Origin of the sequence: Paenibacillus haidiansis (assembly GCF_036553665.1) — a bacterium.
Taxonomy (GTDB): Bacteria; Bacillota; Bacilli; order Paenibacillales; family Paenibacillaceae; genus Fontibacillus; species Fontibacillus haidiansis.
This window is the reverse complement of the sequence record NZ_JAZHPZ010000002.1, coordinates 560,564-575,013: the sequence shown is the minus strand read 5'-3', so window position 1 is coordinate 575,013 and position 14,450 is coordinate 560,564. Positions and strand designations below refer to the sequence as shown.

General features: G+C 54.9%; 15 protein-coding genes and 2 tRNA genes. 12 read left to right on the top strand and 5 right to left on the bottom strand.

All coding sequences use genetic code 11. The annotated features are described in order from the left end of the window. Positions 1–402: 402 nt before the first annotated feature. Together V3851_RS07080 and V3851_RS07075 are read left to right on the top strand one after the other, a co-directional pair. Entirely contained in the window at positions 403–1,641 is a 1,239-nt protein-coding gene (locus V3851_RS07080; RefSeq protein ID WP_331845814.1) for an IS110 family RNA-guided transposase, read from the top strand. A 294-nt stretch (positions 1,642–1,935) separates the two neighbouring features. Continuing rightward, positions 1,936–2,823, top strand: a complete 888-nt coding sequence (locus tag V3851_RS07075) for a LysR family transcriptional regulator (protein ID WP_331845813.1) — start codon at positions 1,936–1,938, stop codon at positions 2,821–2,823. A gap of 111 nt (positions 2,824–2,934) precedes the next feature. On the opposite strand, the gene V3851_RS07070 is transcribed toward V3851_RS07075, so the two are convergent. Further along, positions 2,935–3,534, bottom strand: a complete 600-nt coding sequence (locus V3851_RS07070; protein WP_331845812.1) for a class I SAM-dependent methyltransferase — start codon at positions 3,532–3,534, stop codon at positions 2,935–2,937. A gap of 241 nt (positions 3,535–3,775) precedes the next feature. Here V3851_RS07070 and V3851_RS07065 point away from each other — a divergent pair, with 241 nt between their 5' ends. After that, the gene (locus V3851_RS07065) at positions 3,776–4,765 is read left to right on the top strand and encodes a glycoside hydrolase family 43 protein (protein ID WP_331845811.1); all 990 of its coding nucleotides are present in this window, start codon (positions 3,776–3,778) and stop codon (positions 4,763–4,765) included. 131 nt (positions 4,766–4,896) lie between these two features. Here V3851_RS07065 and V3851_RS07060 read toward each other — a convergent pair. The 3 genes from V3851_RS07060 to V3851_RS07050 form a co-directional block, all read right to left on the bottom strand. Further along, positions 4,897–4,969, bottom strand: a tRNA-Lys gene (locus V3851_RS07060). A 13-nt stretch (positions 4,970–4,982) separates the two neighbouring features. Continuing rightward, a tRNA-Ala gene (locus V3851_RS07055) sits at positions 4,983–5,058 on the bottom strand. Positions 5,059–5,261: 203 nt separating this feature from the next. After that, on the bottom strand, positions 5,262–5,567 hold the full coding sequence (locus V3851_RS07050) for a hypothetical protein (RefSeq protein WP_331845810.1): 306 nt from the start codon (positions 5,565–5,567) through the stop codon (positions 5,262–5,264). Positions 5,568–5,807: 240 nt separating this feature from the next. On the opposite strand from V3851_RS07050, the gene V3851_RS07045 reads away from it, so the two are divergent. From V3851_RS07045 to racE, 7 genes are all read left to right on the top strand, one after another. Beyond that, positions 5,808–6,719, top strand: coding sequence for an AraC family transcriptional regulator (locus V3851_RS07045; RefSeq protein ID WP_331845809.1), 912 nt, complete (start codon positions 5,808–5,810; stop codon positions 6,717–6,719). 94 nt (positions 6,720–6,813) lie between these two features. Further along, entirely contained in the window at positions 6,814–7,806 is a 993-nt protein-coding gene (locus V3851_RS07040) for an N-acetylglucosamine kinase (protein ID WP_331845808.1), read from the top strand. After that, positions 7,803–9,110, top strand: a complete 1,308-nt coding sequence (locus tag V3851_RS07035) for a 6-phospho-beta-glucosidase (protein ID WP_331845807.1) — start codon at positions 7,803–7,805, stop codon at positions 9,108–9,110. The genes V3851_RS07040 and V3851_RS07035 overlap by 4 nt, the downstream gene beginning before the upstream one ends. A 163-nt stretch (positions 9,111–9,273) precedes the next feature. Further along, positions 9,274–9,561 carry a Dabb family protein gene (locus V3851_RS07030; RefSeq protein WP_331845806.1) on the top strand — a complete coding sequence of 96 codons (288 nt, stop codon included), beginning with the start codon at positions 9,274–9,276 and terminating at the stop codon, positions 9,559–9,561. Between the two features lie 29 nt (positions 9,562–9,590). Further along, on the top strand, positions 9,591–10,019 hold the full coding sequence (locus V3851_RS07025; RefSeq protein ID WP_331845805.1) for a DUF86 domain-containing protein: 429 nt from the start codon (positions 9,591–9,593) through the stop codon (positions 10,017–10,019). 194 nt (positions 10,020–10,213) lie between these two features. Continuing rightward, positions 10,214–10,684, top strand: a complete 471-nt coding sequence (locus tag V3851_RS07020) for a YtxH domain-containing protein (protein WP_331845804.1) — start codon at positions 10,214–10,216, stop codon at positions 10,682–10,684. A gap of 186 nt (positions 10,685–10,870) precedes the next feature. Continuing rightward, complete coding sequence (gene racE, locus V3851_RS07015; protein ID WP_331845803.1) at positions 10,871–11,686, top strand: glutamate racemase; 816 nt, start codon at positions 10,871–10,873, stop codon at positions 11,684–11,686. A 69-nt stretch (positions 11,687–11,755) separates the two neighbouring features. On the opposite strand, the gene V3851_RS07010 is transcribed toward racE, so the two are convergent. Further along, positions 11,756–12,673 carry a diacylglycerol/lipid kinase family protein gene (locus tag V3851_RS07010; protein WP_331845802.1) on the bottom strand — a complete coding sequence of 306 codons (918 nt, stop codon included), beginning with the start codon at positions 12,671–12,673 and terminating at the stop codon, positions 11,756–11,758. A 101-nt stretch (positions 12,674–12,774) separates the two neighbouring features. Between V3851_RS07010 and V3851_RS07005 the strand changes: the two genes are divergently transcribed. Next, on the top strand, positions 12,775–13,410 hold the full coding sequence (locus tag V3851_RS07005; RefSeq protein WP_331845801.1) for a TraX family protein: 636 nt from the start codon (positions 12,775–12,777) through the stop codon (positions 13,408–13,410). A 43-nt stretch (positions 13,411–13,453) separates the two neighbouring features. Next, positions 13,454–14,368: a M14 family metallopeptidase gene (locus V3851_RS07000; protein WP_331845800.1), complete on the top strand. Its 915-nt coding sequence runs from the start codon at positions 13,454–13,456 to the stop codon at positions 14,366–14,368. Positions 14,369–14,450: the final 82 nt, after the last annotated feature.

Here is a 14,450-nt window from a genome sequence, read left to right as displayed (position 1 = left end):
CTCCTCGTATCATATGTTTTGTAGCCAACTTCTAAAGGATTTCCAGTCCCTTAGGGGACTGGAGCGAGCCTTTAAAATTTCCAGCTTGTTGTTCTTTGAAAAATGAATATTGGGACTGGACTTTTCGGGATGCCCCTAGAAAATATTCCTTAGGGATCATTCGGGGAAACTCTTTTCACTCCTGTAGCACCGTCTACATAAAAAGTCTGTTTCCCTGGCGTCTCGTTTGAACTTCTTACCCGCTGGCTGTTCCCTTCGGCAACCCACGCTCGAAGATAGCAGCTTCGAGGCAGCTCGTGGATCGAAGGATGTTCTCATATGCGAGGGTGATTGAGCTGCGAGCGCGCTAGGGGCATGCCGAAAAGTCCAGTCCCTGAATCCCACACGAAAGGAGGAATTCCATTGAAGCTATTTGTCGGTATTGACGTGAGCTCCAAAGATTTAAAGGTCTGCATGATGAACGGCGAAGGCGACACGCTTCAGTCGTTCACCGTGGACAATAACCTGGAAGGCGCTTCGCACCTACGCGATCAAATCGTCGCTGTTGCGGACAAGCTGCCCTCCAAAGAGATTCATATCGGCCTTGAAGCGACTTCCGTGTACAGTTGGCATCTTGCCATGTTTCTTCACGAAGATGAAGCGCTTCAGAAGCGGAAAGCCAAAGTGTTTACGATCAACCCAAAGCTCATCACGAAGTTTAAAGAAGCGTATGTCGACCTCGATAAGAACGATCACATTGACGCTTGGCTCATTGCAGATCGTCTTCGTTTCGGCCGTCTGCCGATGACCATGGTGATGCAGGAGCAGTACATCGCTCTCCAGCGTCTAACCCGAATGAGGTTCCACCTCGTTCATAATCTGACGCGAGAGAAGCAGTACTTCTTGACGAACCTGTTTTACAAGTGCAGCGCCTTTACCTCCGAAGTCGACAGCTCTGTCTTCGGTCATGCAATAACGGAACTCCTGCTCGAAAAGTATAGCCTTGACGAGATCGTCGCTATGGACGTGGCGGATCTTGCAGATTACCTCAAGGACCACGGGAAGAATCGCTTCCCTGATCCAGAGCGAGTCGCCAAATGCATCCAGAAGGCTGCCAGAGCGTCTTACCGCCTCTCTAAGGTGGTTGAGGATTCTATCGATCTCATTCTCGGTACATCGATCCAGTCGATCCGCAGCATCCAGGCGCAGATCAAGGAACTCGATCAGGCCATTGAGCGCATCCTGAGCGGAATCCCAAATACATTGCAGACGATCCCGGGCATCGGTCCCGTGTACGCCGCCGGCATTCTCTCGGAGATCGGCGACATTACACGATTTGACGACCAGGCCGCTCTTGCCAAATACGCCGGTCTCGTCTGGCGTAAGCATCAATCCGGTGCGTTCGACGCAGAGGATACGAAACGCATTAAATCCGGCAACCGATTCCTTCGCTATTACCTTGTTGAAGCTGCCAACTCGGTGAAGAACCGCGATCCGGAATTCGGCGATTACTACCGGAAGAAATACAAGGAAGTACCTAAGCACCAACACAAACGCGCCCTCGTCTTAACGGCAAGAAAACTTGTGCGGCTGGTCGATGTGCTGCTACGCAACGACCAAATTTACACGCCTCGAAGGAAGGTGAATGCGGCTAAGGATTGACCGCCTCCTTTAGCTGAATCCCTACGGTAATTCCCAGTTATTTTTTGGTAAATACTCGCCATTTTCAACTGGGTTAGTTTCGTGATGCCTTTTTTCCTGACTCGTAGGAGGTTACCCTCAAAACTTTTTCCAATTTACACGAATCAGGGACTTGACATCATACCGCTGGACTTTTCCGTTAAATTAATTTACTTTCATTCACAGTCTATATCGAATAAGATCATAAATATAATATATGTTTTGCTTGAACTCATAACTTAAATATATGAGTCGAAATGGAAGGAGGAGCTGAAATTGAACCTGCACGCTTTGCGCTTGTTTCACATCATCGCGTCCACCGGGAGCGTGACCCGCGCTTCGGAGCTGCTTCACATCAGTCAGCCGGCGGTAACCGCACAGGTGAAAAAATTCGAGAAGGAATTATGCTTACCCCTGTTGAAACCGGAAGGTCGGGGAGTGGCGCTTACCGAAGCGGGACAGGAGCTGGCCGTGCTGGCGGAGAGATTGTTTGCGGCCGAGCGCCAAATCGAACGGTTTTGCGAGGATTATCGTAGCGGCGCAAAGGGAAATATCAATATGGCGGCGACCTATCTTCCCGCGCATATTCTCATTCCCGCCTGGCTGGCCAAGTTTAAGCGGCGTTATGAAGAGGTGGAGATGACGATTCGGGTGACCAATTCCAGCGAGGCGCTCAGGCTGCTGTTGAATATGGAAGTGGATATAGCGATTTACGGGGGATTGCCGGAAACGCCGCAAAGCGGGATCCGGACGGAGGAGCTGATCAGGGACGAGCTGTGGTTCGTCGTGGCCCCGGATCACAAGCATGCCAACCGGCGGGTTTCTCTGCAGGAGATGATGAGGGAGCCGTTCGTGATGCGGGAGGAGGGGAGTTCGACGCGGGAGAGGCTGTTTTCACTGTGCCGGACGTACAATGCGCCCCCTCCCCAAATCTCGCTGCAGTTTAACGGGCTGCATGAAGTCATTATGGCGGTAATCGCCGGGTACGGAGCGAATTTCGTATCCTCGATGGCCGTGCGGGAATACGTGGAACGAGGGGAGTTATGCCGGGTGCATGTCGAAGGAATAAGCCTTGTGAACAGCATTGCCGTCTGCACTAGGTATAACGAGCCGCTGTCCAAAGCCGCCGAGCATTTCTTGGACATGATCCGGCACCATAAATGAGCGTTTCGTACGGAAGGATGAATTGAACTCACGCTATTTTCTGCCGAAAAACACTCCAAAATCCAAATACTTGTACATGCATTCGACTTCCGTAAACCCGGCCTCTTCCATTCAGGCGAGCTGGTCGTTCAAGCGGGCGTTGATATCGACCTTTCTGCGTTCTACCGATGCGTCGATGGCGGATTGCGCAAGCCCGCTTTGTCCGATCGCGTCCAGCCAGCGCTTGCGGAAATAGGCGTCGGCCCTCGGGCTGTTCCCGGCCACCTGATCCGCATTGACGAACACGCCTCCGTCTTCCAGAGCGCCGTAAACGGCACGGAACAGCCGGCGTTTGGCCGGATGGGTCAAATGATGGATCGACAAGGAAGAGACGACGATATCGTAGCTTTCCGCAAACGGATATTCCGTGTAATCGGCAACCACATACTCGAAGTTGGTCTTGCCTTGGAATCTTTGCTTGGCTTGTTCCAGCATATTTTCGCTTAAATCCATCAGCGTAAAATGAGCCTGCGGATATTTATGCCACAGAAAGCCCGAAAGAAGTCCGGTGCCCGCCCCCAAATCCAGAATGCGCGGGGAGGAAGCATCGCTTTCGGCCAGAGATAAAGCCATTCCGTAGAAGTCGTCGAAGCAGGGAATGAGCCCTCTGCGCTGCAAGTCATAATCCTTTGCGACAGCATCGAATAAAGTTTTTACATCGGCATGCCCCATATCTTTTTCTCCTCTCGATCGGGAATAGCCTCATTTTACCGGAAGCCAATAATCAATGGAAATATATAAATGCAATTCGACTTATAGGAATGTCCTATAGGAAAAAGATTCGAATGTGCTGTAAGATGTAAAGTTTGCAGGATACGAACTATATTTTGCTTTATTCACCCGGCCGTGTTTTTCTGGTACGATGGACTTTGAAAGCGATTAACTATTAACACTATTATAGGAGGAAAAAGACGTGACAAAACCTGTGCAACCCAATGAGCCGATAGTAACCCATATTTATACCGCGGATCCTTCCGCGCATGTATTTGAAGGCAAAATATATATTTATCCCTCCCATGACCAGGATCATGAAATGGTCTCGAACGACAACGGCGACCAATACGATATGGAGGATTACCATGTCCTGTCCATCGACGGGGAAGGAGCGCCTTGCGTGGATCACGGGGAAGCGCTTCACCTGAAGGATGTTCCGTGGGCCAAGCAGCAGATGTGGGCTCCGGACGCCGCTTTCAAAAACGACACCTACTATTTGTATTTCCCGGCAAGGGATCATGACGATATTTTTCGTATCGGCGTAGCGACCGGTTCTTCGCCTGCGGGACCGTTCAAGCCCGAGCCCAATTATATTCCCGGCAGCTTCAGCATCGACCCCGCCGCCTTCCAAGACGACGACGGCAAGGCGTACCTTTACTTCGGCGGCCTTTGGGGAGGCCAGCTCGAGAAATGGCGGACAGGCCAATTTAACGATAACGGCGAGGGACCTGCGGCGGACGAACCGGCACTCGGGCCGAAAGTCGCGGAATTGACCGAGGACATGCTGAGCTTCAAAGAAGCCCCGGCCGAAATTTCGATCGTGGACGACAACGGCAATCCGATCCTGGCCGGGGACGAGGAGAGAAGATATTTCGAAGGGCCTTGGGTACATAAGTATAACGGCTTGTATTATTTATCCTATTCCACCGGAACGACGCACAGCATCGTTTACGCCGTCAGCGATAGCCCGAAGGGGCCTTATGTCTTCAAGGGTAAAATCCTTACTCCCGTCGTAGGCTGGACCACGCATCATTCGATCGTCCAATTCAAGGATAAGTGGTACCTTTTCTACCACGACAGCTCTTTGTCCGGCGGGGCGGACAACAAACGCTGCGTCAAATTTACGGAACTGAAGTATAACGAGGACGGGACGATTCAAACGATCGATCCGTACAAGAGCGAAAACTAAGTAGGTGTTTAAAGGCTGATTCCGCGGATTCCATCGGAGTCAGCCTTTTTTAGGTCTCGGGCAATCCCGGGCGAATCCGTGAATGTGAGGGCAAAACAAAAAACCGGCAATTCTGCCGGTTTTCGTAATTATGGATCGTCAGGGGCTCGAACCCTGGACCCCATGATTAAGAGTCACGTGCTCTACCAACTGAGCTAACGATCCGTATGAAGTTGTTTGGTGGAGCCTAGGGGGATCGAACCCCTGACCTCATCGCTGCCAGCGATGCGCTCTCCCAGCTGAGCTAAGGCCCCTCAAATCTTCTCGAAAGAATATCGATCAAATCTGTCCGCTCAAATAATATACCATGCGGGCGCATATCATTGCAAGTGTTTTTTTAAAAAATTGTCGACTTTTTTTTGGAAGCAAATCAATTGGTATACGTGACCCCTTGGTATGCCTGAAATCAGCAGGTATATAAAAAAATCCGGCATTGCTGCCGGATAAAGGGGATGGTTCAGAACGATATGGAGGATATGCGCTGGAAGGGGATGATGACGGGGTGACCCCGAATATCTTTCAGCTCCAGGAAATCGGATTCGACCGATACCAACGTTCCTTGGATCACCGCCTCGCCGATGGTTACCGTCATGAAATTTCCCACGGCTTCGGACAGTTTGTCCTTGCTTAACGGGTCCGGGAACTCCGCTTCCAGAATGGCTTCGAGCTGATCGACACGAATGGCGAGCAGCTCCAAACGAGCTTCGAGCGTTCGGATGCGCCTGCGCATAGGAGTGGGCAGCAGGATTCGCAGTATACCCAAAGTGTTCACCTCCTTTCCCAAGTTTTTTGTCTCGCGCGCTATGGCGTTCCCGACCGCTGCGGGAGACAATATATGATATGTTTGCTAGTTTCATAGGGTTTGGACAAAGTGAAGAAATGCGCGATAACAAAGGATGCATTTATTCCGGGGCGGCTATTGTCCGCAAAAAGACCGTATGGTTCAATAGGAAATGGAGATATATGATCGGACTCATGATTTGTTAGGAAGGAGGATGAACCGGTGGAACTTTCCGATTCCATTTCATCGCGCCCGAAGATTCAACCGGACGAAATCGTGCTGCCGTCAAGCTTTCCGCTGTCGGTATCCAGCACGAAAGGAGTAAGCCCTTCGTTTCAACGGCTGCATTGGCACCGTGCGCTGGAAATTAACTGGATTATCGGCGGCAGCGGAATGTACGTCATCCAGGGCCGGGAATACCGGTTCCGGGAAGGGGACCTGTTTATCATCGATTCCCAGGATCTCCACCGCGCGTACGAGGGCAAAAATCTGGAAATGGCGATCGTTATGTTCGAGCCTTCCCTATTTGGGACGGAGCAAAGGTATGATCCCGATATTTTGCTCCCTTTCCGTCAAACCGGGAGGCAATTTTCCAATCACGTTCCGCACACGCACCCCGCGAGCGCAAAGCTAGGCTCGTACATCCGGGAGATGATGAGGGAATATAAGTCTAAGGAGCCGTCGTACATGTCGGCGATTCGGGGACTGCTGCTCCTGTTCCTTGCGGAAATGAACCGGCGGCTCAAGACGGAGCAGGAGGATTTCCGGCGCGTGAGCGAAGGGCATGTGGAGCGGATCCGCGAATGCATCCGGGTCATGGATGCGGATCCGATCCGGCCCTGGACGTTAAAGCAGCTTGCCGAGCTTGTTCATTTAAGCCCTTCGCGATTCAGCGCGCTGTTCGGTCAAATCGTCGGCACCTCCCCGATGAATTACCTGGTTCAACTGCGGCTTACGCATGCGGTCGGGCTTCTCGAGCGGGAGGGGCTAAGCATTCTGGAAGTAGCGGAGGCGAGCGGGTTCCGTAATCTTTCGAATTTTAACAGGCTTTTTCAACATCATATCGGGATTACTCCGAGCGCGATAAGAAGGCGGCTTCGCGGCGAAGGCGAACCGCCGCATCGGCCCAAATGAGAAATTCAGTAAGATCGTATCAGCGATCAAGACTATTGCAGGGGAATTGCAATAGTCTTTTTTGTATGCTGAAGAGGAAAGGGGGAGAAGGCGGATGGACTTTTTTATGGGCGTGGACGCCGGAGGCAGCAAAACTTACTCCCTGATTGCGGATGCAAGCGGCAAAGTCGTGGGGAGAGGGAGAGCCGGAAACGGCAACCACCAGATTAATCTCCGGGAGGCAAAGCGCAACATTGCGTCGGCTTGCTCGCAGGCGCTGGAGGAAGCCGGCCTTGCTCCCGGCGATCTGGCATTTGCCTATTTCGGTCTGGCGGGAGCGGACCGGGAGCCGGATTACAAAATTTTGCGGCCGATGATTGCAGGGCTCGCAATACCCAGGCATGCCATCACCTGCGATACGATGATCGCGATGCGCGCCGGCAGCAGCCGCCCTTACGGGGCGGTGGTCATTAGCGGGACCGGATTCAACGCGGCGGCGCGGAACCGGGCGGGCGACGAGCTTCAGTACGGCGGCTTCGGATTTATGTTTGGAGACGGCCACGGCTCCGGGCGGGGGCTGGCCAATTTGGCCTTCCGCTCGGCGGTCCGCGCCTGGGACGGGCGCGGGAAGCCTACGCTGCTCCACGACCTGGTGCTGGAGCGGACTGGGTTTGCCGGCGTGCCGGACATGCTGGATGCGGCGCTGGACGCCGGCTATGAACCGCCGCTGCATCTGGCCGAGCTGATGTTCCGGGCGGCGGCCCAGGGCGACGAGGTAGCCTCGGCTATTTTGGCACAGGAGGGTGCGGAGCTCGGCAACGCGGCGGCGGCTTTGATCCGGCGGCTCGGCATGGCCGGGGAGGAATTTGAAGTGGTCCTGGGCGGAAGCGTGCTGGCCAAGAGCGCGCCGGGCGTGATGCATGAGGCGCTGGCGGAACCGGTACGCCTTGCGGCTCCGAACGCCAGAGTGGTTCAGATTACCATGGAGCCCGTCGCCGGAGCCGTGCTCAGCGCCATGGACCATGCGGGATACCGCCCCGGACCGGCGGTGCTGGACCGACTGAGAAACATATCTTACGCCGATTTGAAGGGAGACGATGTGAAATGACGAAACAACGCGGGATCAAGATCGCGGTGATTGGCGGGGGCTCGTCTTATACGCCGGAGCTTGTAGAAGGGCTTATTCTGGGGTACGGGGAGATGCCGGTTTCCGAGCTTTGGCTGGCCGATATCGAAGAAGGCGGACAGAAGCTTGAAACCGTAGGGAATTTGGCCAAACGGATGGTAAAGAAATCCGGACTGCCGATCGACGTTCATCTGACGCTGGACCGGCGGCAGGCGATCCGGGGAGCGGACTTCGTCACGACGCAAATCCGCGTCGGCCTGCTCGCGGCCCGGAAGCTGGATGAGCATATTCCGCTCTCCCATGGCGTTATCGGTCAGGAAACGACGGGGCCGGGCGGCATGTTCAAGGCGCTGCGCACGATCCCGGTCATCCTGGGCATTTGCCGGGACATCGAGGAGTTGGCGCCGGATGCCTGGATGCTGAATTTTACCAATCCGGCCGGGATGGTGACGGAGGCGGTGACCAAATATTCGCGCGTGAAAAATGTCGGCCTGTGCAATTCGCCGATCAACTTCAAGAAATTTCTGGCCGAGGCTTACGAAACCCCGGAAAGCCGGGTGCTGCCGGAATTTGTGGGGATCAATCACCTTCACTGGATGACCTCGGCGCTGGTTGACGGCAAGGACCGGCTGCCGGAGCTGCTGGAAGGGAAGGGGGAATACACGGCGAAAAATGTGCCCACCCTGGGCTGGGATCCGGAATTTTTGTCCTCCTTGGGGGCCGTTCCGACTTATTATCTGAAGTATTACTATATGACGGAGGAGATGCTTGAAGAGGAAAAGGCCGCGCTGGCCAAGGGCGGCACCCGCGCCGAGGTCGTGAGCAGGGTGGAAAAAGAGCTGTTCGAGCTTTATGCCGACGAGACGCTGGAGGAGAAGCCGAAGCAATTGGAGCAGCGGGGCGGTGCCTATTATTCCGAAGCGGCCGTGCAATTAATGAAATCGCTCTACCTCGGCAAGAACGATATTCAGACTTTAAATGTGCCCAACGGCGGCATTTATGACTTTCTTCCGCGGGATGCCAGCATCGAAATCAACTGCGTCGTCACGGCGGAGGGGCCGATTCCGCTCGCTCCGAAGCGGATTCCGCGGCAGGTCAAGGGGCTTCTTCACGCGGTCAAAACCTACGAAAGCCTAGCGATCGAAGCTGCGGTGACCGGGGACCGCGGGACCGCCCTGCAGGCGATGGTTCATCATCCGCTCGTCCCGTCGGTTTCGACAGCCCAAGCGTTGCTGAACGAAATGCTGGAGGCCCACAAAGACTATCTTCCGAACTTTTTAGCATAAACGGCTAATCGGCGGAAACAACGAAACAAGGAAAGCGGCTTTGCCTTGAACTTTGGGCAGGGCCGCTCTTTTCACGTAAATCGCATTCGCCCGCCGTTCCCACCTTCCTTGCGCCTGTCCGGTATGTTATATTTTGAATAGTTAAGGAAAAGGAGATGGCGGAATGATCAAGCATATCGTGTTGTTCAAATTAAAGGATGCCTCCACGGAAAACATCGCGGATGCGGCCGAAGTGCTGCGCGGCCTGAAAGGCAAGGTGGAGCAGCTTAGAGAGCTGGAAGTCGGCATTGATGTCGTCAAGTCCGCACGCTCCTATGATATCGCGCTGGTGGCGACCTTCGATTCGCTGGAGGATCTGGAAGGATATCAGGTACATCCCGGACACCAAAAAGTGATCGAGTATATGAATCGGGTGCGGGAAAGCTCGGTTGCCGTGGATTTTGAATTTTAGGCCTACATACGAATAAGGGGGCGAGCTCCATGTACTATGTGAACCGGGAACAGATCGAGCGTAGATTGAATATACTTCCTGAACTGACGCAGGTGCTTCAGGCCGCCGTTTCGGCGGAGGAACCTTCCCTGGTGGAGCGGTTTGCCGAAGAGAGAGCGCTTCATTTGGCGATCGAAATCGTCACGGATGTGGGGAGCTATCTCATCGACGGGTTTATTATGCGGGATGCCAGCAGTTATGAGGACATCGTCGATATTATTCTTGACGAGAAAGTGATCGAAGCCGATCTCCACGCCGTACTCCGAACACTTGTCGGCTTGCGGAAGCCGCTTGTTCAGGAGTATTTCGACTGGGACCGCAGCGGAGAGCATGAAATGGCGAAGTCGCTGCCGCAGGCCCTGGAGCGCTTTGCTCGCGGGGTGCGGGCGTATTTGGACAAGGAAGGCATCCGCTCTTAAAATTCGCTTGGACTTTCGCCCAGATTTTTTTCGGGAAGTGTGACGGGATAAGCCCGTTTTGCTTATAATACATTATCGATATAGGCATTCGCCCTGGAAGAAGGATGGGAACCGGCCGATAGCGAAGCGGGGGCCGGACGCAAGTTCCCTGTTCCGTTTGTCCCGGGAGTGTGCCGGACAAGGAGAGATGAATCGTGGGCAAAGGGAATAAAGGCTGGATTTGGGGTGCCGCGATCGGGACGATTGTCGGCTCAGTGACGGCGCTGCTGCTTGCGCCGAAGGCGGGAAAAGAGCTGCGGAAGGATATCGCCGAAGGTGCGCGTCAGGTTGGCGAGAAAACGCAGGAGGTTGCCGGGAAAGTCAGCGAGCAGGGCAGCCAATTGGCCAGCAAGGTCAAGGAAACGGCCGAGAGCCTGGTGACCGAATATCAGGCCTGGCGCACGGCCAAGGGGAATGCGGAACAGGATGACAAGGATGTGCTGGTGTCTGCCGCCTCGGATGAGGAGGATACGATACCGGAAGAGACGGCCGTGATCGGTGTGGCGGAAGATGAAGCCTATGCGACGGCGGAAGCAGACGCAGCGGACGAGGCGGAAGAGAGCTTGGAACCGTCTGCCGAAGACGAAGCCGCCGCAGCCGATATTGAGCCGGAACAAAAATCTTAATCTGCAGAATATGAGCCAATAAGACCCGCAAGGGTCTTTTTGCTCGTCTAGAACATAAATTTGGCAATCCGTCCATTAGTTGTCCCCCCGCAAAAAATGGGGTAAGATTAGAGGTACGCTTTATGCCGGAAACTCATAAAGTAGTAAAGAAGACGTATTTCAAATTTTTTGGCAAAAGGAAGCGGTATGTTCGTGCAGCAAGCCATCGCAATACTAGACTCGGGCGTGGGAGGCCTCACTGTCGTCAAGGAAGTCATGAGACAACTGCCTAGAGAGAAGATTATTTATTTCGGGGACACCGCTCGCGCTCCCTATGGCCCCCGTTCCCCGGAAGAGGTGCAACTGTTTACCGAGCAAATTGTGGATTTTCTGATTCAATTCGCTCCAAAAATGATCGTAATCGCGTGCAATACCGCAACGGCCGCAGCTTTGGATTACATCCAGGATAAAGTCGCGATTCCGGTGATCGGCGTCATCTACCCGGGTGCCCGTGCCGCCATCAGCGCCACCAAGACCGGCAAGGTCGGGGTGATCGGGACGGTCGGAACGATCCGGAGCGGGGCTTATACGACCGCACTCAAGGAATTGAACCCGGCGATCGAAATCGTCAGCGAGGCTTGTCCGACGCTGGTACCGCTGGTGGAACAAGGAAACTACGAAATGCCGGAGGCGCTGGACGTAGTATCCGAAGCGCTTCGCGAAATTAAGCAATATCCGATCGATTGCATGATATTGGGCTGTACTCATTATCCTTTTCTTTCAAATGCAATAGGACAAGTGATGGGGCCGGCGGTCAAGCTGATCAGCTCCGCGGACGAAACCGCCCGGGAGATCAGCACGGTGCTTCATCAGAAAGGGCGTTTGGCGCGGGGGAGCGAATTGCCGGTGCACCAGTTTTTCTGCAGCGGGGACCCGGAAATGTTCCGCAAAATCGCGCTGAACTGGCTCGGCAAGCAAATTGAACTGACACCGATCGTCTGGCAGGTTGCAAATCCGGTTTGATGAAAAGGTAAAACCTTTGGACAGGAATTCTTTCCCGCCAAAGGTTTTTTTGCACCGTAAATGTTATATCTATATCACAAGGCCGTTTTGGCTTTGGCATATGACCCGCACGGCGCCAGGATCCGCCGTCGCGGTAAGCGGGGTGGAGGCGACATGCTCGCCGTCCCCCAAGGCCATTCTGGGCAAGCTGCTCTGAATGGCGACTTTCCGCCCGCGCAGCATTGTGACAAAGGAGAAGCGGGTATGCTTGCCAAACAGCAGCGTCGGAAACAGCAGCATCAGCTTCAGGCGGGAGCAGTCGTGAACGACGCAAACGTCGAGCATGCCGTCATCGGGCTCCGCTTCGGGACAGATCGCCAGCCCCCCTCCATAGGAGGTCACGTTATTTACGGCCGCAAGCCAGGCCGAAGCGAAAGTATACTTGGCCCCGTCGCAGTCGACGGTCAACGGGGCGGGCCGAAAGGTAATCAGCGTATGAAAGACGCCGATAATATAAGCAAGCCGGCCCATGCCGAGCAGGTTGCATATTTTCTTGTAGGCGCTGCGGTTTACATTGTCGGCGACCTCGGCGTCAAAGCCGACGGCCAAAGCGGTGAGCGTGCTGCCGCCTTCGATCGAAATAAGATCGGCCTGCCGGAATTTCCCCTCGAGCAAAATATTCAGCGCGTCGATCGTTTTGCGCGGAATACGGAAACCGCGGGCCGTGTCATTGCCGGAACCGGAAGGAAATACGGCGAGCGGAATACTTGAGCCGCGCATGGCCGGGAGCAGACTGTGAATCGTCCCGTCCCCGCCCACGACGCCCACCGCGTTCAGGCCATCGGGATGCATGAGTTTCTCCTGCAGGTATGAATGCGCTTCCTCCGCGCTGCGGGTAATTATATGATCATAAGGGATGCCGCGGCGCTCCAGTTCCTCGCGGATTTTTTTCCATACCCGGCCGCCTCCGCCGTTCCCCGATTTTTCGTTTACAATAAATAAATACATGGTCAGTCCTCCATCAATTCAGCAAGCGGTACACTGCATTTTCAGTTTAAGCAATTTAAGATTAAAAAGAAATAAATTTAAATAAAGAAGGAGTACATTTTATGCAGCTGATTGCAATGCTTACCATGCTGATCGATCATATCGGCCTGCTGTTCTTTCCCGAAAATGTAATCTGGAGAGTGATCGGGCGAATCGCCTTTCCGCTGTATGCCTACGCGATTGTTCAAGGCTATCTGCACACCTCCAATTTCAAACGATACGCGGCCCGGCTGCTGCTGATCGCCCTGATATCGCAAATCCCTTATCAGCTCGCATTGGTTCCCGATGGCCTGAACGTGGTGGCGACGCTGCTGGCGGCGCTGATCATGCTGCGGCTGCTGGACGGCATGAAGCCCGGACCTTTGCCGGTTCTCTTCATCGCGGCCGTCTGCCTGCTGATGGAGATACTTCCTTTCGATTACGGGGCATATGGACTTCTTCTCGTGCTTATATTCAGATATGCGCGTTCCGCGGAGATGCTGCTCATGCATCTATTGCTGAACCTCGTTTATTTGCTGGCCTACGGCTGGGTGATTCAAATGTTCAGCTTGCTGCCGACCCTGGTCATCGCTTTCGGTCCCGGAATATGGAGAAAACTGGAGAACCGAAGGGTGCCGTCTTGGCTTTGGCGGTCCTTTTATCCTGCACACCTCTTCGTCTTGGCGTTTATAGTTTACGGGATGCGCATGTGGCAGTAGCTTTGCGGAATGATGGATCATTCATTTGCGAAGGGAGATGATCATGATGGCTGGCGCTGGCGATTGCGATTGCGCAAAAACGCCTATAGCGGCTTTGGAGCGAGGCGGCTACCGGAGCGGGGATTTCGTTGGGCAATGTCACCGGCTGCTCGATAAATATCCCGCTCTGACCGTCCGGACCATCGGTACGAGCGTGCTGGGCAAGCCGATAGTGGCCCTGATTTTGCAAGGCGGGCCGGAAGCCGTGCATATCAATGCGGCGGTCCATGCGAACGAGTGGATCACCGCGCCGCTGCTGCTGCGCTTTGTGGAAGAGCAAGCCGCAATGCGGGCGGCGGGCGGAGCCCGCGGCCTCGAAGCGGCGACGCTGTGGGCGGTGCCGCTGGCCAATCCGGACGGCGCCGATTTGGCGCAGGACGGCATCCCGCCCGGCTGCGCCTGGGCGGAGGACCTCGCCGCGTGGAACGGCGGCAGCGGCGATTTCCGCCGCTGGAAGGCCAATCTCCGCGGCGTCGATTTGAACGACCAGTTCCCGGCTTGCTGGGAACTGGAGCGCGAGCGCCGGGGCGTGCCGTGCCCGGCGCCGCAGGATTACGGCGGCACGCATCCGCTCAGCGAGCCGGAGGCGGCCGCCCTCGCCCGGCTGACGCGGGAGGTGCCGTTCAGCCGGGTGATGTCCTTGCACACGCAGGGCAAGGAGATTTATTGGAACTACCGCGACCGCGAGCCGCGGGAGGCGGAAGCGCTGGCGGAGCGGCTCGCGGCCGCGGGCAGTGGGTACCGCGCCGTCAAGCTTGAGGGGAGCGATGCGGGCTACAAGGACTGGTTCATCGACGAGTTCCGCCGCCCCGGCTTCACCGTGGAGGCGGGGGAGGGCGTGAACCCGCTGCCGGCGGAGCAATTTGACGAGATCTATGCGGACCTCGCGCCGATTTTGGCGGAATTTATCCGGGGGTAAGGCACCCCCGGATTTTTTATGGGAATCTTGATTGGATTATTCCAATGAGTCGGAGCGTCTGAAGGAAAATTTTATATTCTCA

Coding starts and splice junctions, on each gene's coding strand:
- V3851_RS07000 (WP_331845800.1), top strand. CDS start 13,454: ATGATGGCTGGCGCTGGCGATTGCGATTGCGCAAAAACGCCTATAGCG.
- racE (WP_331845803.1), top strand. CDS start 10,871: ATGTTCGTGCAGCAAGCCATCGCAATACTAGACTCGGGCGTGGGAGGC.
- V3851_RS07030 (WP_331845806.1), top strand. CDS start 9,274: ATGATCAAGCATATCGTGTTGTTCAAATTAAAGGATGCCTCCACGGAA.
- V3851_RS07040 (WP_331845808.1), top strand. CDS start 6,814: ATGGACTTTTTTATGGGCGTGGACGCCGGAGGCAGCAAAACTTACTCC.
- V3851_RS07005 (WP_331845801.1), top strand. CDS start 12,775: ATGCAGCTGATTGCAATGCTTACCATGCTGATCGATCATATCGGCCTG.
- V3851_RS07070 (WP_331845812.1), bottom strand. CDS start 3,534: ATGGGGCATGCCGATGTAAAAACTTTATTCGATGCTGTCGCAAAGGAT.
- V3851_RS07035 (WP_331845807.1), top strand. CDS start 7,803: ATGACGAAACAACGCGGGATCAAGATCGCGGTGATTGGCGGGGGCTCG.
- V3851_RS07025 (WP_331845805.1), top strand. CDS start 9,591: ATGTACTATGTGAACCGGGAACAGATCGAGCGTAGATTGAATATACTT.
- V3851_RS07010 (WP_331845802.1), bottom strand. CDS start 12,673: ATGTATTTATTTATTGTAAACGAAAAATCGGGGAACGGCGGAGGCGGC.